19 protein-coding genes and 2 tRNA genes are annotated in these 20,249 nt (G+C 59.9%); 10 read left to right on the top strand and 11 right to left on the bottom strand.

The window, feature by feature from the left end; genetic code table 11:
- Positions 1-78: 78 nt before the first annotated feature.
- The 5 genes from J1G34_RS21775 to colR form a co-directional block, all read right to left on the bottom strand.
- Positions 79-306, bottom strand: coding sequence for a hypothetical protein (locus J1G34_RS21775; protein WP_065887552.1), 228 nt, complete (start codon positions 304-306; stop codon positions 79-81).
- Positions 303-1,022, bottom strand: a complete 720-nt coding sequence (locus tag J1G34_RS21780; RefSeq protein WP_065887551.1) for a lipopolysaccharide kinase InaA family protein — start codon at positions 1,020-1,022, stop codon at positions 303-305. Before J1G34_RS21780 ends, J1G34_RS21775 begins: the two co-directional genes overlap by 4 nt.
- 4 nt (positions 1,023-1,026) lie before the next feature.
- Positions 1,027-1,707 (bottom strand): class I SAM-dependent methyltransferase, encoded by a 681-nt coding sequence (locus J1G34_RS21785; RefSeq protein ID WP_065887550.1) that lies wholly within the window; start codon positions 1,705-1,707, stop codon positions 1,027-1,029.
- A 187-nt stretch (positions 1,708-1,894) separates the two neighbouring features.
- On the bottom strand, positions 1,895-3,175 hold the full coding sequence (locus J1G34_RS21790) for a sensor histidine kinase (protein WP_065895116.1): 1,281 nt from the start codon (positions 3,173-3,175) through the stop codon (positions 1,895-1,897).
- Positions 3,165-3,848 (bottom strand): two-component system response regulator ColR, encoded by a 684-nt coding sequence (gene colR / locus J1G34_RS21795; RefSeq protein WP_003208587.1) that lies wholly within the window; start codon positions 3,846-3,848, stop codon positions 3,165-3,167. Before colR ends, J1G34_RS21790 begins: the two co-directional genes overlap by 11 nt.
- A gap of 199 nt (positions 3,849-4,047) precedes the next feature.
- Between colR and J1G34_RS21800 the strand changes: the two genes are divergently transcribed.
- The 4 genes from J1G34_RS21800 to J1G34_RS21815 all read left to right on the top strand — a co-directional run bounded on the left by J1G34_RS21800 (position 4,048) and on the right by J1G34_RS21815 (position 8,641).
- Positions 4,048-5,997 (top strand): LTA synthase family protein, encoded by a 1,950-nt coding sequence (locus tag J1G34_RS21800; protein ID WP_065895117.1) that lies wholly within the window; start codon positions 4,048-4,050, stop codon positions 5,995-5,997.
- Between the two features lie 75 nt (positions 5,998-6,072).
- On the top strand, positions 6,073-6,771 hold the full coding sequence (locus J1G34_RS21805) for a response regulator (protein ID WP_122483753.1): 699 nt from the start codon (positions 6,073-6,075) through the stop codon (positions 6,769-6,771).
- Entirely contained in the window at positions 6,761-8,059 is a 1,299-nt protein-coding gene (locus J1G34_RS21810; RefSeq protein WP_222994620.1) for a sensor histidine kinase, read from the top strand. Before J1G34_RS21805 ends, J1G34_RS21810 begins: the two co-directional genes overlap by 11 nt.
- A gap of 81 nt (positions 8,060-8,140) precedes the next feature.
- Positions 8,141-8,641 carry a hypothetical protein gene (locus J1G34_RS21815; RefSeq protein ID WP_130138691.1) on the top strand — a complete coding sequence of 167 codons (501 nt, stop codon included), beginning with the start codon at positions 8,141-8,143 and terminating at the stop codon, positions 8,639-8,641.
- A 77-nt stretch (positions 8,642-8,718) separates the two neighbouring features.
- On the opposite strand, the gene groL is transcribed toward J1G34_RS21815, so the two are convergent.
- The 5 genes from groL to J1G34_RS21840 all read right to left on the bottom strand — a co-directional run bounded on the left by groL (position 8,719) and on the right by J1G34_RS21840 (position 13,344).
- Positions 8,719-10,365 (bottom strand): chaperonin GroEL, encoded by a 1,647-nt coding sequence (gene groL, locus J1G34_RS21820; protein ID WP_065887544.1) that lies wholly within the window; start codon positions 10,363-10,365, stop codon positions 8,719-8,721.
- Positions 10,366-10,414: 49 nt separating this feature from the next.
- Entirely contained in the window at positions 10,415-10,711 is a 297-nt protein-coding gene (locus J1G34_RS21825; protein WP_017846112.1) for a co-chaperone GroES, read from the bottom strand.
- Between the two features lie 248 nt (positions 10,712-10,959).
- Positions 10,960-11,436: an FxsA family protein gene (locus J1G34_RS21830; protein ID WP_065887542.1), complete on the bottom strand. Its 477-nt coding sequence runs from the start codon at positions 11,434-11,436 to the stop codon at positions 10,960-10,962.
- 66 nt (positions 11,437-11,502) lie between these two features.
- Positions 11,503-12,234, bottom strand: a complete 732-nt coding sequence (locus tag J1G34_RS21835; RefSeq protein WP_065896368.1) for a HugZ family pyridoxamine 5'-phosphate oxidase — start codon at positions 12,232-12,234, stop codon at positions 11,503-11,505.
- Between the two features lie 102 nt (positions 12,235-12,336).
- Positions 12,337-13,344, bottom strand: a complete 1,008-nt coding sequence (locus J1G34_RS21840) for a DUF481 domain-containing protein (protein WP_065895122.1) — start codon at positions 13,342-13,344, stop codon at positions 12,337-12,339.
- 153 nt (positions 13,345-13,497) lie between these two features.
- Here J1G34_RS21840 and J1G34_RS21845 point away from each other — a divergent pair, with 153 nt between their 5' ends.
- From J1G34_RS21845 to J1G34_RS21860, 4 genes are all read left to right on the top strand, one after another.
- A complete protein-coding gene (locus J1G34_RS21845) occupies positions 13,498-13,851 on the top strand; it encodes an MGMT family protein (RefSeq protein ID WP_065936640.1) in 354 nt (117 codons plus the stop codon).
- Positions 13,852-13,894: 43 nt separating this feature from the next.
- Complete coding sequence (locus J1G34_RS21850; RefSeq protein ID WP_065895124.1) at positions 13,895-15,427, top strand: AmpG family muropeptide MFS transporter; 1,533 nt, start codon at positions 13,895-13,897, stop codon at positions 15,425-15,427.
- A 205-nt stretch (positions 15,428-15,632) separates the two neighbouring features.
- On the top strand, positions 15,633-17,348 hold the full coding sequence (locus J1G34_RS21855) for a proline--tRNA ligase (protein WP_065895125.1): 1,716 nt from the start codon (positions 15,633-15,635) through the stop codon (positions 17,346-17,348).
- Positions 17,349-17,368: 20 nt separating this feature from the next.
- The gene (locus J1G34_RS21860) at positions 17,369-18,322 is read left to right on the top strand and encodes a hypothetical protein (protein ID WP_065887536.1); all 954 of its coding nucleotides are present in this window, start codon (positions 17,369-17,371) and stop codon (positions 18,320-18,322) included.
- Positions 18,323-18,451: 129 nt separating this feature from the next.
- Here J1G34_RS21860 and dinB read toward each other — a convergent pair whose 3' ends face one another.
- Positions 18,452-19,510, bottom strand: coding sequence for a DNA polymerase IV (gene dinB, locus J1G34_RS21865; RefSeq protein WP_065895127.1), 1,059 nt, complete (start codon positions 19,508-19,510; stop codon positions 18,452-18,454).
- A 278-nt stretch (positions 19,511-19,788) separates the two neighbouring features.
- Between dinB and J1G34_RS21870 the strand changes: the two genes are divergently transcribed.
- Positions 19,789-19,865, top strand: a tRNA-Met gene (locus tag J1G34_RS21870).
- A 279-nt stretch (positions 19,866-20,144) separates the two neighbouring features.
- Positions 20,145-20,221 (top strand) — tRNA-Met (locus J1G34_RS21875).
- The last annotated feature ends 28 nt before the right edge of the window (positions 20,222-20,249 follow it).

The raw sequence follows: 20,249 nt of genomic DNA on the forward strand, positions 1-20,249 counted from the left end.
GAGGGAACGATCAACTGACCCGATAGCGCACAAAAAAAGGCCTCGCACTGCGAGGCCTTTTGCGGGGTTTTAATCGTTTCAACTCTGCGGCCTCATCGCTTGAGACATCCCGAACATGAATAACAGCAACTCATGATCGGGTTTGGCCGCCACACTGACCTTGGCCACACGTGGCAGCAGGCATTGCCCGCCGCCTTGCGTCGCACTGAGTACCTGTGTGCGAGGCTGTTCCCATGCCGCCAGGGCCAGGGCCGTAACCGCCAACGCCCCGACCAGGAACAAACCTCGTGCTATTTCTAGCTTCATCTGGTTAAACCCTTGATAGCGCTGCCAAACGCCGTCTCGTAAAAGTAGCTGAGTTTTTTCCAGTCGGTATCGTTCCACGACGAATGGCGGCGCAATTGCAGCATGTCATGGGAGGCGGCCCGATAAGCGGTCAAACGCTGGCGGCATTTTTCAAAGTCCAGCAGCGCCACTTCAACGTTCACCCCATCGCCCTCGCCCGTTACCCGAACGAAGATGTGCTTGATATACAGGCAACCGTGCTGCCAGCGGCCTTTGTGCATGCGCGCCAGGGTGCCGGCCAATTCCTCGAGCAAGCGCTCGTGGACCGCCTCGCCGTATTGCTCACGGCCACCGGCGGCGTACCAGTTTTCGATCTCGTCGAAACCGTCCAGCGACGCGGTGACCAGCAACGCTTTCCACTGATGCTGGGGGTCGCGTCGCGCCTCGCAGAACACCAACTCCGGCACGCGTACATCCAGCAGGCGCAGGCCCTTGAGGGCATCACGCTCGCGCAGCACGGTCGGACGTCCAAACGGATGCAACCAACTGCGGTAGATATGGCCAGTCTGGCGTTTGCAATAGAGCAATCGCCCATTGGGACTGATCACCCGCTGTACGCCACTTTCACCGCCACGCCGACGATTGGGTTCTTCCACCCACTCGCCCTGCTGACGCCAGAAAAAATCAAATCGTTCTTCGGGAGCTATATGACTGCCGACTACGCACTCAACTGCCATCCTGTTACCTCTTGCGCAATACATAGACTCGCCACATGGCGTAGAGCGGCATGAAGTCCAGGGATTCCTGAACCCGGAAACCGGCCTGCTCGAATTCTGCCTCGACAGTAGCAGCCGGTAACACAAACCGGTTTTGGTAACCTTCCTGCTCACCTTTCTTACGACGCCGTACCTCGGCGCGCCTGCGTTTCCAGGCCTTGAAATTGCCATCGACCCACAGCGAGATAATCACGCTGTCACGGCTAACCCGCTGAAACTCCCGAAGTATTGTCATCCTGTGCGCCGGGTCACCGATGTGGTGCATCAAGCGCATGCAGAAAATACTGTCGACCGAGTTATCTGGCAAATCGATATCAAAGGCAGATGTCTGCAAAGGGCGTACCCGTTTGACGACTTCTGCCGGTTGGGCCACCGTGGCGACCTTCAACATCGACGCCGAATTGTCGGCCCCGATGATCACACGATTGGGTTTCTCGGCCAGCAATGGCCAAAAGCGCCCGGCACCACACGGCAGGTCCAGCACCAGGCCCGGTTCACCGGCCATGGCCAGCGCACCGCGCGCCAGTTGCTCATCGCGCTTGTGGGACAACCGGCGAGCCAGATTGTCCTGGTGCTTGAGCAAATATTGCCGCGCGTGTTGATCGTCGTACTTTTCTGAGAATTCCAACTTGATCGGGGAAGGCATCTTACGTCTCCGGTAACTGATGCCTACACCCTAAGCAGCGAACTGTGATCAACAGGTCAACTCGTTGTGAAAAACTTGTCCTGTCCAATCCCATACATTTCAAGACTTTACAGAAACATTCAGTAGCATGGGGCCATCTTCGCCGAAAAGCAGGCGTCGTGCAGCAGCAAAATGACAGACTGTTCGGTCAGGTTTTGACTTGACCCAGTTCGACATGAAAACGGCAGCCGTTGGGCTCCATGGTGCTCAGGGTCACGCTCCAGCCCTGGCTCTCACAGATACGCTGCACCAGCGACAAGCCCAGCCCCAGACCCTCGCCGCGCTTCTCGCTGCCACGCACGAACGGCTCGAACATCGCTTCACGCTTGTCTTCCGGGATGCCCACACCCGTGTCCTCCACCACAAAGCCGCTCGGTTCCAGGGTCAGGCGGATAAACCCTTGCTCGGTGTAATGCAGTGCATTGCGCAACAGATTGCCCATCACCGCATGCAGGAACGTCGTGTTGTAGCGTGTATCCAGCGGGTCGCCGGGGCAGTAGATCAACTCAAGGCCCTTTTGCTCGATGGGCCCGCGCCAGATACCGAGCAGGTCCTCGGCAACCTGGGTCAGATTCACCTGGGCCGACATGGCGGCATCGTCATGCTTGGCGCGGGCCAGCATCAGGAAGGTCTGCACCAGTTCGCGCATCTCTTCACAGGCCCGGGCGATGCGCTGGACCTGGTTGCGCCCGCGTTGATCGATGGCCGGATTCTCCAGCAGCAACTCGCAGGAACTGGCCAACACCATCAAGGGTGTACGCAATTCATGGCTGACATCGCTGGTAAACAACTGTTCGCGAGACAGCGCCTGGCGCAAGCGGCCCAGGGTGGCGTCGAACGCCACGGCCAATTCGCCCACTTCGTCGGCCGCGTAGTCCGGTGCCAACGGTGGCGCAAGCCCCAGCAACTGGTCGCGATGGCGCACCTGGCGGGCCAGGCGCACCACCGGCGCCATCACCTTGCGCGCCAGCACCCAACCCAGGAACACCGCCAGTGCCAGGCTGAGCACGAAACCCACCAGCACCACGGCAAACAGCACCCGCTCGCGTTCTTCGAAATCGCTTTGGTCCTGCAGCAGCACGTAACGTCGGCCGTCGATCACTTCGACCATGGCGTGGTAGGACAGCGACTCGCGAAATACTTCATGAAAGCCCGGGTCCAGATGCCGCAAATCCTTGGGCAACTCGAAATCGCCGGGGCCGCCGCTGAAATAGAACAACTGGTCAGGCTCGGGCCGATGTCGCCAGTCTTCCATGCTGTCCATCAACAGCAGACGTTGCAAGTCGCCGCCCAGGCCCGCTGAAATCAACTTCTCTTCCACCAGGTGCACGGTCGCGACAATGCCCATGGCGAAGGCCCCCGCGACCAACGCGCTCATCAAGGCAAAGGCGATGATGATCCGTTGGGCAAGGCTTTGCTTAAACTCCATCACGGCCCTCGGCCAGGCGATAACCTACACCGTGTACCGTTTGCAGCAACGGCTTGGCGAAGGGTTTGTCGATCACTTGACGCAATTGGTGGACGTGGCTGCGCAGGCTGTCGCTGTCCGGGCAATCATCGCCCCACAAGGCTTCTTCGAGGATTTCCCGACGCAATACGTGGGGGCTTTTCTGCATCAACACCGCCAGCAACTTCAGGCCGACCGGGTTGAGTTTGAGCAGGCGCCCTTCGCGGGTCACCTCCAGCGTATCCAGGTCATAATTGAGGTCGCCCACTTGCAGGGCACGACGCCCACCCCCCTGGGCACGGCGCAGCACCGCTTCGATGCGAGCGGCCAGCTCCGACAAGGCGAACGGCTTGAGCAGGTAGTCATCGGCGCCGGACTTGAAGCCCTGCAGCCGGTCGTCCAACTGGTCACGGGCGGTCAGCATGATCACCGGTGTGTCGCGGCGTGCATCTTCGCGCAGGCGTTTGCACAGGGTGTAGCCATCGATGCCCGGCAGCATGATGTCGAGCACGATCAAGTCGTAATGCTCGGTAGCCGCCAAGTGCAGGCCCGACAGGCCGTCCTGGGCACAATCCACTGTGTAGCCTTTGAGCCCTAGGTAATCGGCCAGATTGGCCAGAATATCGCGGTTGTCTTCAACCAATAAAATTCGCATGGGCAGTGCTCCGTACGCGGTAACAGCCGTGTTGGCTCGCGCAGCTTAAGGCCAAGTGCAGTTCAGGGATAGGCCTGCCGGGCCGGTCGATAAAGCTTTTCAACTGATTAGCCAGCTGAACGAGTTTTTCACTATCGCTTCACACACTGACGACAGCGTCAGCGTGAACATCGCGCCCATCGATAAAAGGAAGTTGCACATGGGATTCCCCAAAACAGCGCCTATGCGCTATCTGTTGTTGGTAACCGGTACCTGGCTGGTTATTTTCCTGCTCACCCGCAGCGTGCTGCTGGTGACTCACCTGGATGAAGTCGGCGGCAACCTGCTGCCGGTATTTGGCGTGGGTTTGCTCTACGACCTGGGGTTCCTGGCTTATGCGGCATTGCCGCTGGGGCTGTACGTGTTGCTGTGCCCACCCGCGCTGTGGCGTCGCCGTGGGCATCGCTGGCTCCTGCAAGTGCTCTTCAGCGCAAGCCTGTTTGCGATGCTGTTCACTGCGGTGGCTGAATGGCTGTTCTGGGATGAGTTCGGCGTGCGCTTCAACTTCATCGCCGTTGATTACCTGGTGTACTCCGACGAGGTCTTGAACAACCTGCTGGAGTCCTACCCGATCGGCAAGCTGCTCAGTCTGCTGGCAATGCTCGCACTGATCCTGAGCGTGGTCCTGCGCAGGCCCTTCAACGCCGCGATGGCCGCGCCGTTACCGGCAATGCGTGGCCGCCTGGTCAATGCCCTGGCCTTGCTGGCAGTCGCCGGCATCAGCCTGCAATTGATCAGCCAGGACCACCCGCGCACCCAGGGCGGCAACGCCTACAACAACGAACTGGCCAGCAATGGTCCCTATCAGTTCTTTGCCGCATTTCGTAACAACGAACTGGACTACACCCAGTTCTACAAAAGCCTGCCAACTGACGTTGTCGCCAAGCAATTGCGCGCCGAACTCAGTGAACCCAACGCGCGCTTCATCGGCCAGGACCCACTCGATATCCGTCGCGCTATCACCCACCCCGGCACGCTGCGCAAACCCAATATCGTGCTGGTCACCATCGAAAGCTTCAGTGCCAAATACATGGGCAGCAACGGTGACGAGCGCAATCTCACGCCCAACCTCGATGCGCTGCGCCAACAGAGCCTGTACTTCAATAACTTCTACGCCACCGGCACCCGTACCGACCGTGGCCTGGAGGCCATTACCCTGGCGATTCCACCTACGCCCGGGCGCTCTATCGTCAAGCGCATCGGCCGCGAAAGCGGTTTCGCCAGCCTGGGGCAGCAGCTCGGCGCCGTTGGCTACGACAGCGTGTTTGTCTACGGCGGACGCGGTTACTTCGACAACATGAACGCGTTTTTCAGTGGCAACGGTTATCGCGTGGTGGACCAGAGCAGCGTGCCCGAGTCGCAAATTTCGTTTAAAAACGCCTGGGGCATGGCCGACGAAGATCTCTACCGACAAACCCTGAACTTGGCCGATGCCGATTACGCCCGCCAGCAGCCGTTCCTGTTGCAGTTGATGACCACCTCCAACCATCGCCCCTACACCTACCCGGACGGGCGTATCGATATCAAATCCGGCAACGGCCGCGACGGCGCGGTGAAGTACACCGATTACGCCATCGGTCAATTCCTCGACGCTGCGCGCCAGAAGCCATGGTTCGATAACACCATCTTCGTGTTCGTCGCCGACCACACGGCCGGCAGCGCAGGCAAGGAAGACCTGCCCATCGCCAACTACCAGATCCCCCTGTTTATCTATGCGCCGAAGCTGATCGAGGCCCGGGAAACTGCGCAACTGGCCAGCCAGATCGACCTGGCGCCCACACTGTTGGGATTGATCAACCTGAGCTACGAATCGACCTTCTTCGGCCGCAATCTGTTGCAGGACAACCCGCTGCCACCGCGCGTAGTGCTCGGCAATTACCAACACCTGGGTCTGTTTGACGGCACCAACCTCGCCATCCTCAGCCCACGCAAGGGCCTGCGTCGCCATGACCAGGCGCTGGGCGAGAGCCAGGAACTGCGCGTCGGCAGCGACGACCCGTTGATCCAACGGGCGATCACCTACTACCAAGCGGCTAGTTATGGGTACAAGCAGCAACTGCTGAGCTGGAAAGCGCCCAAGGACACGACACCGGCCATCAGCACACGCTGACGGCCCTACGCAGCCCTTGCCTGACGCCAGGCAAGGGCGTAACACTTGCGTCCTTTCCTGCAACGACGCCCGCTCATGTCCGACACTCTCTTGTTGATCGAAGATGATCGCCCATTGGCCGCATTGACGGCCGAGTTCCTGCGTGCGGAAGGTTTTACCGTTGCGGTGGAACACCGTGGTGACCGCGCGGCGCAACGCATTGTCGACGAGCAGCCGGCATTATTGATTCTGGACGTGATGTTGCCCGGCCTTGACGGTTTCTCCCTGTGCCGGCAGATCCGCGCGCAGTATTGCGGCTTGATCCTGATGATGACCTCGCTGGATGAAAACGCCGAGCAATTGACCGGGTTCAATGCCGGGGCGGACGACTATGTGGTCAAGCCGGTCGACCCGCTGCTGCTGCTGGCCAGAATCCGCTCGTTACTGCGCCGCCACCCGCAGGCGCCACGGGCGTTTTACCAGTGGCACAGCTTTCGGCTGGAGCTCAATAGCCATTTCGCCTGGCTCGACGAGCAGCCCTTGCAGTTCTCGGTCGCCGAGTTCGAACTGCTCGCGATTTTCGCCCGGCACAGCGGCGTGTTGCTCACACGGGAGAAACTGCTTCAAAGCCTGCGCGGCCTGGAGTACGACGGGCTCAATCGCTCTGTCGATATGCGCGTTTCGCGCTTGCGTAAAAAGCTCATGAGCCTGGCGTGCCCCGTGACTATCCAAACCATCACCGCACAAGGCTATCTGTTTGTCGAAATTCCTCAGGGCGGTCAACATGTCGAGTAAGTTCAAACCCTGGATGGCACTGGTGGCCGGAGCAGGCTGGGCCGGCTTGACCTTTTATCTGTTATGGCTGTGTGCCAATACCGCCGTGTATGTGGGTGAGTACAGCTTTTTGCGCTTGATGGCGGGGCCAGGCTACCTGGTGGCGGAACAACTCAAAACCTTGCCTGCCGATCAACGCGAGGCGCGCATGCAGACGCTGCGCGAACGCTTCCAATACCCGGTGGCCCTGATAAAGCTGAAGGATGTCGAGATGCCACCGGAAGCGTTGATCATGTTGAAGCATCAGCAACCCGCGCAAAACAGCGATGAAGACATGACTTACTTCCCCTTCGACGACGAAACAGCCATCCAATTCGGCCCGCTATGGGGCACCGCCGAGGTCAAGGACCTGCTGACATTTCCGGTATATTGGGTGACGGCCTGCGTCGCCGCCTTGCCTTTAGTGCTGCTGCTCTGGATCAGCCTGCGCACACGCCGCCAGCGCAGCCTCGACCTTGATACGCTCAATGGCTGCCTGGGTGAACTGGCCTATACGCCCAATGCCCTGCTGCCGGCCATGGGCAAGGAATGGACGCCGTTGCTGCACACCCTGCAACAACATGCGCAACACATCACCGCCATGGGCGAGCGCCATCGCGAAGTCTCCCAGGCCGTGTCCCACGAACTGCGCACGCCACTGGCGCGCATGCGCTTCGCCTTGACGTTGCTCGGCAAGAGTGAAGACGCCGCCACACGCAACCGCCTGGAGAAACGCCTGCAAATTGATGTCGAGGAACTCGAAGCCCTGGTTCGCGCCAGCCTGGCCTTTGCGCGGATGGCCGGCGCGCCGAGCGACCTGCACTATGAGCCGATCCCCATCCGTGACTGGTTGCATCAGGAGTTTGCCCTGCTTGACGGGCACCATCGTCGGCTGAGCCTGGAAATCGAGCCATTGCACCTGGAGTTGATCGGTGACCGCGCCTTGTTGCATCTGATTGTGCGCAACCTGTTGAGCAATGCCGTCACCTACGCTCGCGATCAGGTGCGTGTCAGTGCGGCGTACCATGACCCGCATCATCTGGTACTGCATGTCGACGATGACGGCCCGGGCGTGGTCGCGGAGAACCGCGAAAAAATCTTCGAACCCTTTGTCCGGCTGGCCATGGGCGGCGATGAACCCGGCGGCTTCGGCCTCGGTCTTGCGCTGGCAAAACGCGCCACCCAGTGGCTGCGTGGCGAACTGTCAGTGACTCGCAGCCCGCTGGGCGGCGCACGCGTGAGCCTGGTCCTGCCGCTGCGCCCGCAATGACTGGGGCGTTACAGCCGGTGACAGTAGAGCTTTGCGATAGCTTGTAACCTCTGCGCCTGAACCAGGTCGGAGAGCCCTTTCATGTGTTTCACCAAGAAATCCGCGCTTGCCCTGATGCTGTCGCTATGCCTCGTGACGGGCGCGGTTTTACCCCGTTGCTCTCCTGCCATGACTGCGGTGACGCCACCGGCGGCGTTCAACGGCAGCTACCGGGTAGATGGCAGACCACTTGACGAAGCCCCTGACGATCCAGTGTTCATCGCCGCACCGGGCGTCAGCGCGATGATCAGCCCTGATAATCCGCCTTGGTTGAATAACATCTGGGACAACCTGCAACGCCGCTCGTTGAGGTCCCATGATTATTATGCCAATACCCTCAAGCTGCCGGGCATGGTCGTCATGTCCGGGCATTGGGAGCGGCCCAGCCCGGCGCTTCAAAAAAAGCCCACGCACCTGTCTGAATATCAGCCACTGTCTGAAGCTGCTGCGCAGGGCACCATGGCCTATGTGCTGCGCGCGCCGTTGATGTTCGCGCGGGGGATGATACTCAAGAAGCTGCTGCGACGGCGTGCCATGGGCTGAATGATAAAACCGGCGCCATAAAAAACCCCGCCAGCATCACTGCTGGCGGGGTTTTTCAGTAGCCGGGTAAGGCTGGCTTACATCATGCCGCCCATGCCACCCATGCCGCCCATGTCTGGCATACCGCCGCCACCTGCGCCTTCAGCCTTTGGCTTGTCGGCGATGGCCGCTTCGGTGGTCAGGATCAGACCGCCGATGGAAGCAGCTGCCTGCAGCGCGGAACGAGTCACCTTGGTTGGATCCAGGATGCCCATTTCGATCATGTCGCCGTAGACGCCAGTCGCAGCGTTGTAACCGTAGTTACCCTTGCCGTTCTTGACTTCGTTGACCACAACGCTTGGTTCGTCGCCGGAGTTGGCAGCGATCTGGCGCAGCGGTGCTTCAACAGCACGGCGCAGTACAGCGATACCGACATTCTGGTCAGCGTTGTCGCCGGTCAGATTGGTCAGGGCTTCCAGAGCACGGATCAGCGCAACGCCACCGCCAGGTACCACGCCTTCTTCAACGGCTGCACGGGTTGCGTGCAGGGCGTCTTCAACGCGGGCCTTCTTCTCTTTCATTTCAACTTCGGAACCGGCGCCAACCTTGATCACTGCAACGCCGCCGGACAGCTTGGCCAGACGCTCTTGCAGTTTTTCACGGTCGTAGTCCGAGGAAGTCTCGGCCACCTGGGCGCGGATCTGGGCGATACGCGATTCGATGTCGCCTTCAACGCCAGCACCGTCAACGATGATGGTGTTTTCCTTGGAGATGGTCACGCGCTTGGCGCTACCCAGGTTTTCCAGGGTGGCGCTTTCCAGGCTCAGGCCGATCTCTTCGGAGATAACGGTACCGCCGGTCAATACGGCGATGTCCTGCAGCATGGCCTTGCGACGGTCGCCGAAGCCTGGAGCCTTGACGGCTGCGACTTTGACGATGCCACGCATGTTGTTCACAACCAGGGTCGCCAGGGCTTCGCCTTCAACGTCTTCGGAAACGATCAGAAGTGGGCGGCCGGCTTTGGCGACGGCTTCCAGCACTGGCAGCATTTCGCGGATGTTGGAGATCTTTTTGTCGACCAGCAGGATCAGCGGGCTGTCCAGCTCGGCAACCATGGTGTCCGGCTTGTTGACGAAGTACGGGGACAGGTAGCCACGGTCGAACTGCATGCCTTCTACAACCGACAGTTCGTTTTCCAGGCCCGAGCCTTCTTCAACGGTGATCACGCCTTCTTTACCGACTTTTTCCATGGCTTCGGCAATGATGTCGCCGATGGAGCTGTCGGAGTTGGCGGAGATGGTGCCTACCTGAGCGATAGCCTTGGTGTCGGCGCATGGCTTGGACAGGTTTTTCAGCTCGGCAACAATGGCGATGGTCGCCTTGTCGATGCCGCGCTTGAGGTCCATCGGGTTCATGCCGGCAGCGACGGCTTTGTAGCCTTCGTTGACGATGGCCTGGGCCAGCACGGTCGCGGTGGTGGTGCCGTCGCCGGCGTCATCGTTGGCACGGGAGGCAACGTCTTTGACCAGCTGCGCGCCCATGTTTTCGAAACGGTCTTCGAGCTCGATTTCCTTGGCTACGGAAACGCCGTCCTTGGTGATGGTCGGAGCGCCGAAGCTCTTCTCGATGATCACGTTACGGCCTTTCGGGCCCAGGGTCGCTTTTACTGCATCAGCCAGGACGTTGACACCGGTGAGCATTTTCTTGCGGGCGGAATCGCCGAATTTAACTTCTTTAGCAGCCATGATCGATATTCCTTAAATACTTTGTAGTAACGGGAAAATGAGCGGGGAATCAGCCTTCCAGTACAGCGAGAATTTCGTTCTCAGCCATTACCAGCAGGTCTTCGCCGTCGACTTTCACAGTGTTGCTGCCGGAGTAAGGGCCGAAAACAACCTTGTCACCCACTTTCACGGCCAGCGCACGTACTTCACCGTTTTCCAGGGTCTTGCCTGGGCCAGCAGCGACGATCACGCCGTGGTTGGCTTTTTCAGCAGCCGAACCTGGCAGGACGATCCCACCGGCGGTTTTCTTTTCTTCTTCGCTGCGACGGATGACGACGCGGTCGTGCAGAGGACGAAGCTTGCTCATTGTCGATCTCTCCTAATTGTATGTTTCATCGGCCGGTATCAATTCCGGCGGGTTAAATTCCGGCGGTGCCGGTCGCGGCTCGCAGGGCGAACCGCGGAAGTCTGTCTAGTGTCACCACCAGAAACCTTGCGGTGACCGTTACATAAGGGCGGCCAGGCTTATTACAAGGGGCAGCGAATGAATTTTTTTGTGTTTTGCTCAGGGAAGAAGGCAACACCGCACCCGAAGATGCCGTGCCGGTGAAGCGGTTATTTACTGTCGCGGTGTTCGAATTCGCCTTCGATCACATCACCTTCTCGCCCCAGAGGCTGGCGCGGGGCCGGGCCGCCACGGGGTTGCAGGTCGTCGGCAAATGCGCGCTGGCGCACGGCCGCTTCTTCGGCACGCTGGCGCATCTTGCCGGCCAGCAGTTTGCGCGTAACCGGCAGCAGCATCACCAGACCGACCACGTCGCTGATAAAGCCCGGCAGGATCAACAGGCCACCGGCCAGGGCCATCATCAGGCCTTCGAGCATGGTCTGGGCGGGCAGCTCACCGCGGTTCAGGCTTTCACGGGCGCGCAGGGCGGTCGCCAGGCCGGCGACGCGCAGCACCAGGACGCCGAGCATCGAGCCGAGAATGATCAGTAACAGTGCCGGGAAAAATCCGATCGCACCGCTGACTTGAACGAATACGAACAGCTCCAGCACCGGGAACAATAGAAAAAGCAACAAAAAAGGGCGCATCAAATGGTTCCTCAACGCAAGAATGCCTTGCTAGTTCACCCTAGATGACGTCGCCTTTTCGTGAATTCAAGCGCTAATGTCTGATTTTTTCGGCCAGGTCTGCGCGTGAGCCAATGAAACCAGGGCTTCGCGTACTTGTGTCGGCGTGTTGCAAGACTCGGCAAACGGCAGCCAGTGCAGGGACTGGCCAATGCGCAGGTGCATGCCTTCGCTGTCGATACCGGCCAATTGCGCAGGCTCGGTCGTCGGCAAACCGGCGAGGTCGACATAATGGGCGATGGCCTTGGCGTGATCGCTGTTCATGTGTTCGATCATGCTGCGCTCAGCCTTGCCCGCGAACGGATTGGCCAGGGTCAGTTGATCGACCCAGTGGATCGCGCCAAACCCACCGATATAACGGTGGCGCACCGGCTTGAGCACCCAGAAATCGAAATCGTGGGCCTGGTGGTAATTGGCCGAGTCAGGGAAGTAGCGGTAGTAGCGCTCGGCGGCGGCTTCGATGGCGGCGGCGTCTTCCAGCTTGTGGGCTTCAGCCAGGTAGGTCAGGCGCCCGACGGCCTGCACATCGTCGGCTTCGCGCTCCCCGACCAGCAACGAACACTTGGGGTCCTTCTGCAAATTGTGCGTGTGCTGGGCGATGCGACTGATCAGGATCAGCGGCTGGCCGTGTTCGTCGAGGCAGTACGGCACGACCGAACCGAAGGGAAAACCGGGCATGGCTTTGGACAGTGTGGCCAAGGCCCCACGGTATTCCTTGAGCAACAGCTCTCGGGCGTTCCTGGCAACGTGCGCGCTCAATGTATGACTCCTGGGTTGTCCCGCCGCCCATGGCATATGGGAATGGATCTCAACACAAGGTAATCAATATCCGCGCAGGTTGCCAGAGTGCTCGATGCCGCTTTACCAGGCCACGCCAAAGCCTGCGGTGTAGCGGGTCTTGCTCAAGCTGCTGTCGGAGTCGCCGCTGATGACATCGCGCTCAGCCTTGAGATTGAGCGACGCCCATTCGGTGACTTTGTAGCGCAGGCCCATCTCGGCATCCAGGGAATACTCGGCCGGACCGTCCAGCGGCTTGCCCACCTCGCCGTTGGTGAAGAACTCGACGGTCTTGCCCACCAGGTAGCGGTTGTAGTTCCACTTCATGGCCAGGGAGTAGAAGTTGTCCTTGCCGCCATCGGCGTATTCGTAATCGGTGCGGTTGACCAGCGAGCCCAGGGAGAACGCGCCCAGTTCATCGTCCCAGAACTGATAACCAGGGCCCGTACCGACGGTACGTTGGCGTGCCAGGTCTTCGACCTTGTCGCGCTTGTAGGTCAGGCGGCCCTGCCAGAACCAGTGCTCGGTGAAGAAGCGGTCGAGGTCGTATTCCAGGGCCCAGTTGTCGGTGGTGGTGACGTCGTCCTGGAACTCGCGGTTATATTCGCCCTTGCCCGTATGGCGCCACTGGCCGTGACGAGCCGAGGTCTTGAAGTCGATGTCGTAGTCGTTGGTGTCTTTGTCGGCGCGCTTGTAGTCCAGCGCCAGGTCGACGTTGCCCTTCCAGACCAGGTCTTCGATCACAGGCTTGGGCTTGAGGATCTGCTGAATGCTGGCCAACTCCACGGTCTTGGGCGCTTCGCCATTGGCCAGCACGACTTTGCCATCCTCTGCAGGCTTGAGGGACTTGGCCTTTTCACCGTCATAGGCGTCCTGCTTGACCAGCAACTCCTGATCACTCTCCAGGGTTTTCACCTGCTTCCAGTCCACCGGGATCGCCCCGCCGTAGCTGGTCTGGATCAGCAGCTTGCCGCCGTCGAAGACTTTGATCTTGCCGGTCAGGCGGTCACCGTTCTTCAACCAGACGGTATCGGCGAGCAAGGGCGTGGAAGCACTGAGGACAGCAAGGCACAGCAGGGTTCTGGACAACATAAGCGGATACGGGGCTCGGGGTTGGCGAAAAGAAGACGCTATCGTGTTAGATAGCCTGAACTGACTCAACTATTTATATTGAGTTCAATTCTCAACGGCAAGTTTACAGACGTTTCTTACAAAACACCGACGTTCCAAACGGATAGCCTCACAGTGAATGAACCCGCCGACACCCCGCAAAGCCCCGCCGAAAGGCGCCGCACCGCGCTTTACCTGACGCTGGCGCAAGTACCGCCAGGTTGCGTGGTCAGTTATGGCGAGTTGGCTCACCTGGCAGGCCTGGGCCGCGCCGCGCGCTGGGTCGGGCGCACCTTGAGCCAGCTTCCCGCCGATACCCGATTGCCCTGGCACCGTGTGCTGGGTGCCGGTGGTCGGATAAGCCTGCCGCCGGGCAGTGCATCCGGTGACGAGCAACGTGCGCGTTTACGCAGCGAAGGCGTCACCATCCTGAACAATCGTGTTGATATTCAGCGCCATGGCTGGCGTCCGGTAGAGCACAGCGGTTAGAGTGCGCGCTTTGTTTCCGCAAATCTGAGGCAGACTCCAGCCCATGCCCCGTAAAACCTGGCGCGCCGCGCTCGCCGCCTATGCCAGCCCCTCGACGTTAGTGCTGTTGTTGCTCGGTTTCGCTGCCGGCCTGCCTTATATGTTGGTGTTCTCGACGCTGTCGGTGTGGCTGCGCGAAGCCGGCGTTGCCCGCGAGACCATCGGTTATGCAAGCCTGATCGGGCTGGCCTACGCCTTCAAATGGGTCTGGTCGCCGCTGCTCGACCAATGGCGCCTGCCATTGCTCGGAAAACTCGGGCGCCGACGTTCCTGGCTGGTGCTCGCCCAGTCGCTGGTGATCCTCGGATTGATCGGCATGGGCTTTTGTGACCCGCAAAAACACTTGTCCTGGCTGATCGCCATTGCCGTCGTCGTGGCCTTCGCGTCGGCCACCCAGGACATCGCCGTCGATGCCTATCGCCTGGAAATCGCCGACGACAGCCGCCAGGCGGCCCTGGCCGCCAGTTATATGTCCGGTTATCGCATCGCCGCCCTGCTCGCCACGGCCGGTGCGCTGTTCTTTGCCGAGGGCTTCGGTTCCACCGGTTTCAACTATAAACATTCGGCCTGGACCGGCACCTATGTGCTGTTCGGCGTGCTGATGGTCCCGGCGCTGCTCACCACGCTGTTCATGCGCGAACCCAACGTGCCGCTGCGCACCCAGTTGCAGGCCGGGCGCTACAGCTTCGCGCATCAGCTGGTGTCGGTGTTCGTGCTGATCGTGCTGCTGGTGTCGGTGCCGGCGATGTTTACCCAGCTCTACAACACTGACTTCGCCAGCGTGCTGTTCCAGGGCGTGAGCCTGTGGGAATTACTGATGGAAGACCGCGCGTTCCTGCGCGCCATCCTCTATATCCTGCTGACTGCAATGTGTCTCTCGGCCATGGGCCGACGTGGCCTGGCGCCGGTGCTGACGCCGGTCAACGACTTCATCCTGCGCTACCGCTGGCAAGCGTTGCTGCTGCTCGGCTTGATCGCCACCTACCGCATGTCCGATACGGTCATGGGCGTGATGGCCAACGTGTTCTATATCGACCAGGGTTTTACCAAGGACCAGATCGCCGGAGTCAGCAAGATCTTCGGCCTGATCATGACCCTGGTCGGCGCCGGCATGGGTGGCCTGTTGATCGTACGGTTCGGGATCCTGCCGATCCTGTTCATCGGCGGCGTGGCCTCGGCCGGCACCAATCTGTTGTTCGTGATGCTCGCCGACATGGGCCCCGACCTGCAGATGCTGATCGTCACCATTTCCCTGGATAACTTCAGCTCGGGCCTGGCCACATCGGCGTTCGTCGCTTACCTGTCGAGCCTGACCAACCTCAAGTTCTCCGCCACCCAATACGCCCTGCTCAGCTCGATCATGCTGTTGCTGCCGCGCCTGATCGGCGGGTATTCGGGGGTGATGGTGGAGAAGTTCGGCTATCACAACTTCTTCATGATCACCTGCCTGATGGGAGTGCCGACGCTGTTCCTGATTGCGCTGCACTGGTTCCAGGAAAACCGGCGCGCCCGGTTGAATCCCCCTGCAGAAGACTGAAATGTGGGAGGGGGCTTGCCCCCGATTGCGGTGGAACAGCCGAGTATCTTGTAGCTGACACATTGCTATCGGGGGCAAGCCCCCTCCCACATTTGGAACTTCTATAGCCGGTCAGATCCCCGGCAATGTCACGCCTGTACTCCAGCGGCAACCGCCCGTACAATCCCAAGTCATTTCAAGTCCAAGCAACCGACAACGGCCTACCATGCGTACCAGTCAATATTTGCTCGCCACACAGAAAGAAACGCCTTCCGACGCGGTTGTGATCAGCCATCAGTTGATGCTGCGCGCCGGCATGATCCGCAAACTGGCCTCGGGCCTGTACACCTGGCTGCCCATGGGCTTGAAGGTGATGCGCAAGGTCGAAGCCATCGTTCGTGAAGAAATGAACGCCGCCGGCTCTCTGGAAGTGTTGATGCCGAGCACCCAACCGGCTGAACTGTGGCAGGAATCCGGACGTTGGGAAGAGTACGGCCCCGAGCTGCTGCGCTTCAAGGACCGTCATGGCCGCGATTTCTGCGCCGGCCCGACCCACGAAGAAGTCATCACCGACCTGATGCGCAACGAGTTGAGCAGCTATAAACAATTGCCGCTGAACCTGTATCAGATCCAGACCAAATTCCGTGATGAAATCCGCCCACGCTTCGGCTTGATGCGCGGCCGTGAATTCATCATGAAGGACGCCTATTCGTTCCACGCCGACCAGGCGTCGTTGCAGGCGACCTACGACCGCATGCACCAGGCCTACTGCAATATCTTCACGCGCCTGGGCCTGAAATTCCGCCCGGTTGAAGCGGACAACGGCTCCATCGGCGGTGCCGGCTCCCACGAGTTCCACGTGCTGGCCGAATCCGGCGAAGACGACATTGCGTTCAGCAATGTTTCGGACTACGCGGCGAACGTCGAAAAAGCCGAAGCCGTACCGCGCGAAACCTCGCGCCCAGCCCCGGCTGAAGAACTGCGCCTGGTCGATACCCCGGACACCAAGACCATCGCGGCCCTGGTGGAGAAATTCAATCTGCCGATTGAAAAGACCATCAAGACCCTGATCGTGCACGCCGAAGAAGAAGGCAAGCTGATCGCCCTGGTGATCCGTGGCGACCACGAGCTCAACGAAATCAAGGCGGCCCAGCAACCTGGCGTGGCCAGCCCGCTGGTCATGGCCAGCGATGCCGAACTGCGCGACGCCATTGGCGCCGGCGCCGGTTCCCTCGGCCCGCTGAACCTGCCGCTGCCGATCATCATCGACCGTTCGGTCGAGCTGATGAGCGACTTCGGTATCGGCGCGAACATCGACGACAAGCACTACTTCGGCGTGAACTGGGAGCGCGACCTGCCGGTGCCGACCGTGGCCGACCTGCGTAACGTCGTGGCCGGCGACCCAAGCCCGGATGGCAAGGGCACCCTGGAGATCAAGCGCGGCATCGAAGTCGGGCACATCTTCCAGCTGGGCAACAAGTACAGCAAGGCGATGAAGTGCGAAGTGCTGGGCGAGAACGGCAAGCCGATCACCCTGGACATGGGCTGCTACGGCATTGGCGTTTCCCGTGTGGTCGCCGCCGCCATCGAGCAGAACAACGACGAGAAAGGCATCATCTGGAGCGACGCCCTGGCGCCGTTCCAGGTGGCGCTGGTGCCGTTGCGCTATGAAACCGAGCAAGTACGCGAAGCCACCGACAAACTGTATGCCGAACTGACGGCCGCCGGTTTTGAAGTGCTGCTCGATGACCGGGACAAGAAAACCAGCCCGGGCATCAAGTTCGCCGACATGGAGCTGATTGGCATCCCGCACCGGATCGTGGTCAGTGACCGCGGCCTGGCCGATGGCAATCTGGAATACAAGAGCCGGACCGAAGCCGAAGCCCAACCGTTGCCGGTGGCTGACGTGCTGTCTTTCCTTCAGGCGCGTATTCGTCGCTGAAAACCAGATCAAGAGAAGTCATGTTCAAGCGAAACACCAGAGCCCTGGGGGGCGCCGCCTTGTGCGGCGCCCTGCTGGTCAGCGGCTGCGCCAACCAGATGTCGCAACGCAGTGAGCACGAGGAGCGGGTCGAGCGAAAGTTGCTCGACCACAGCCTGCAGATCGATGTCGGCGAGCCCAAAGTGCTGGAGCTGCCGCAACGCCGGGTTCGGATTCACGAGCAGAAGACGTTCGAGGTCACCGAATTCGAAGTCACACGGCGCTACGACCGCTACACGCCCTACCAGCCCTGGCGCAAACTCTATGAGATGCCACTGGGTGCCGTTGCCTTGGTGGCCGGCGCGGGCGCCAATGTGGCGAATATCTTCGCCCTCGGCAACCTGCCTGCGAGCATGACGCGCGATTGGCTGAGCTACGGCGTGGACGGCATCAACCCGTTCATGAACGTGCAATCTCACGGTCGTGCGCAGCAGAACCTCGCGGCTATCGATGAAGTGCAGCGTGACAAGCGCCTGGAATATTCGAGCCTGCCCTGGAGCGAACGCCCGGTACAGGTCACCGCCGGCAAACAAACCCATGAACTGACCACCGACCGCGACGGCGTGCTGCGCCTGAACCTGTTGGACAGTCCGTTTGCCGAGCAGGACCTGAACCGCATCACCACCTTGAAAATCAGCGTGGAAGACGGCCAGGACGATGTGCACACGGATTCGACCCTGGCGGTCAGCAACACCCTGCGCGGCAAATTGCTGGAAGCCCATGGCCTGATCTATGACGATTTGGAAGACGACGAGGTCAATCAGTGGGTGCACCGGGTCAAGCGCCTCTCGGAGCTGGGCCTGGAAGAAGAAGCCAGCGAACTGGAGCAAAGCCTGATTGAACTGACGCGCAACGATCCGGAATTGCAGCAGGAGTTTTTGCAGGCATTGGCCAAGGATGCGGGGCGACTCGTCGCAGATCCTGGCGCGCGCTGATCCCAGGCTGTTTTTGTAGGAGCGAGCTTGCTCGCGAAAAACTCACAGGCACCGCGTTCTTCCAGGAAACACGCGTTATCGTTGACGTTTTTCGCGAGCAAGCTCGCTCCTACAGGGGCACCCTGGGTTCTACCAGGAAAACTCGAGCTGTTCATTACCGCTGCTCAAATCCAGCAACCTCACCCCAATCCCCAGCAACCGCACCGGCTTACCCCCACGGTTAAATGCCTGGGTCATCAGCTGTTCATAACTCTCCAGATCCCGCCCTGCCCCGGCCTGCTCCAGAGTGGTCTGGGTAAAGTCATGAAACTTGACCTTCACGAACGGCTTGCCTGCCCGGTAGCTGCTGTCGATACGCGCCATGCGCCCCGCCAGGGTTTCCAGCAACTCGGGCAGCTTGGCCAGGCAGCTTGAAAGATCCGGCAAGTCCACATCGTAGGTATTTTCCACACTGATGGATTGCCGCCGGCTGTCGTTCTGCACCACGCGGTCATCGATCCCACGGGCAAGACTCCAGAGACGCTCACCGAAACTGCCGAATTCGCGCACCAGTGCCAGCTTGTTCCACTCGCGCAGTTGCAGGCAATCTTCAATGCCCAGGCGCGCCAGCTTGTCGGCGGTGACTTTGCCCACACCGTGCAATTTACTCACCCGCAACTGCGAGACGAACTCTTCGACCTGGTCCGGGGTAATCACAAACAGGCCGTTGGGTTTCTTCCAGTCGCTGGCGATCTTAGCCAGAAACTTGTTGGGCGCAACGCCGGCGGACACGGTGATGTGCAACTGATTGGACACACGCCGGCGAATGTCCTGGGCGATGCGCGTGGCGCTGCCGCCAAAGTGCGGGCTGTCGGAGACGTCGAGGTAGGCTTCATCCAGCGACAACGGCTCGATCAGGTCGGTGTAGTCGCGAAAGATCGTCTGGATTTCCTTCGACGCTTCTTTATAGGCATCCATACGCGGCTTGACGATCGTCAGGTCCGGGCACAGCTTCAATGCGTGACGCGATGACATCGCCGAGCGCACCCCGTAAGCCCGCGCTTCGTAATTGCACGTAGCAATCACCCCGCGCCGGTCCGCCGAGCCACCGACAGCCAGGGGCTTTTGCGCCAGGCTCGGGTCGTCGCGCATCTCGATGGCGGCGTAGAAGCAATCACAGTCGACGTGGATGATTTTGCGCTGCGTCATATAAACGGGGTGTGAATCAACGGGTGGCCAGTATCGCATTCACCCCTGTATATAGCACCAGTAGTTTGAATCTTCCGTCCGAGCGGTAGGAAATATCCCAGATGAATTGGTTTTCTCAATCGAATTCAACCTTCCAATAGAGCTGGAAGCCCTGGCCTGACTGGCTCGGAGCCCTTTCGACACCTGCCTTGGAGAGCTAACCAATTGAACCACAAGCGCTTTTGTTCGATTTTAGGGTTGACACACTCGCGTTCCTCTGTAGAATGCCGACACACAGACGCGGGATGGAGCAGTCTGGTAGCTCGTCGGGCTCATAACCCGAAGGTCGTCGGTTCAAATCCGGCTCCCGCAACCAAACATCAAAAAAGGCTACTCGAAAGAGTGGCCTTTTTTGTGCGCGTGTATTTTTGATCGTTCCCACGCTCCGCGTGGTAACGCCGCCCTGGACGCTCCGCGTCCTGCTTTTTGCGCAATGTTGACGCAGAGCGTCACGGGATGCATTCCCACGCGGAGCGTGGGAACGATCATCGAAGCGCTGCAACGCATTGATTTATGAATAATTCGGACTTATTTGAGCCATTGCCGCATTAACGGTTGACACCTCGGCGCTGGACTGTAGAATGCCGCCCACAGACGCGGGATGGAGCAGTCTGGTAGCTCGTCGGGCTCATAACCCGAAGGTCGTCGGTTCAAATCCGGCTCCCGCAACCAAACATCAAAAAAGGCTACTCGAAAGAGT

It is taken from the genome of Pseudomonas sp. Wu6 (genome assembly GCF_019891515.1).
Classification (GTDB): domain Bacteria; phylum Pseudomonadota; class Gammaproteobacteria; order Pseudomonadales; family Pseudomonadaceae; genus Aquipseudomonas; species Aquipseudomonas orientalis_A.

What these genes read in the sequence shown, in the direction of transcription:
- J1G34_RS21775 (WP_065887552.1), bottom strand. Translation starts at nt 306, where the DNA reads ATGAAGCTAGAAATAGCACGAGGTTTGTTCCTGGTCGGGGCGTTGGCG.
- J1G34_RS21780 (WP_065887551.1), bottom strand. Translation starts at nt 1,022, where the DNA reads ATGGCAGTTGAGTGCGTAGTCGGCAGTCATATAGCTCCCGAAGAACGA.
- J1G34_RS21785 (WP_065887550.1), bottom strand. Translation starts at nt 1,707, where the DNA reads ATGCCTTCCCCGATCAAGTTGGAATTCTCAGAAAAGTACGACGATCAA.
- J1G34_RS21790 (WP_065895116.1), bottom strand. Translation starts at nt 3,175, where the DNA reads ATGGAGTTTAAGCAAAGCCTTGCCCAACGGATCATCATCGCCTTTGCC.
- colR (WP_003208587.1), bottom strand. Translation starts at nt 3,848, where the DNA reads ATGCGAATTTTATTGGTTGAAGACAACCGCGATATTCTGGCCAATCTG.
- J1G34_RS21800 (WP_065895117.1), top strand. Translation starts at nt 4,048, where the DNA reads ATGGGATTCCCCAAAACAGCGCCTATGCGCTATCTGTTGTTGGTAACC.
- J1G34_RS21805 (WP_122483753.1), top strand. Translation starts at nt 6,073, where the DNA reads ATGTCCGACACTCTCTTGTTGATCGAAGATGATCGCCCATTGGCCGCA.
- J1G34_RS21810 (WP_222994620.1), top strand. Translation starts at nt 6,761, where the DNA reads ATGTCGAGTAAGTTCAAACCCTGGATGGCACTGGTGGCCGGAGCAGGC.
- J1G34_RS21815 (WP_130138691.1), top strand. Translation starts at nt 8,141, where the DNA reads ATGTGTTTCACCAAGAAATCCGCGCTTGCCCTGATGCTGTCGCTATGC.
- groL (WP_065887544.1), bottom strand. Translation starts at nt 10,365, where the DNA reads ATGGCTGCTAAAGAAGTTAAATTCGGCGATTCCGCCCGCAAGAAAATG.
- J1G34_RS21825 (WP_017846112.1), bottom strand. Translation starts at nt 10,711, where the DNA reads ATGAGCAAGCTTCGTCCTCTGCACGACCGCGTCGTCATCCGTCGCAGC.
- J1G34_RS21830 (WP_065887542.1), bottom strand. Translation starts at nt 11,436, where the DNA reads ATGCGCCCTTTTTTGTTGCTTTTTCTATTGTTCCCGGTGCTGGAGCTG.
- J1G34_RS21840 (WP_065895122.1), bottom strand. Translation starts at nt 13,344, where the DNA reads ATGTTGTCCAGAACCCTGCTGTGCCTTGCTGTCCTCAGTGCTTCCACG.
- J1G34_RS21850 (WP_065895124.1), top strand. Translation starts at nt 13,895, where the DNA reads ATGCCCCGTAAAACCTGGCGCGCCGCGCTCGCCGCCTATGCCAGCCCC.
- J1G34_RS21855 (WP_065895125.1), top strand. Translation starts at nt 15,633, where the DNA reads ATGCGTACCAGTCAATATTTGCTCGCCACACAGAAAGAAACGCCTTCC.
- J1G34_RS21860 (WP_065887536.1), top strand. Translation starts at nt 17,369, where the DNA reads ATGTTCAAGCGAAACACCAGAGCCCTGGGGGGCGCCGCCTTGTGCGGC.
- dinB (WP_065895127.1), bottom strand. Translation starts at nt 19,510, where the DNA reads ATGACGCAGCGCAAAATCATCCACGTCGACTGTGATTGCTTCTACGCC.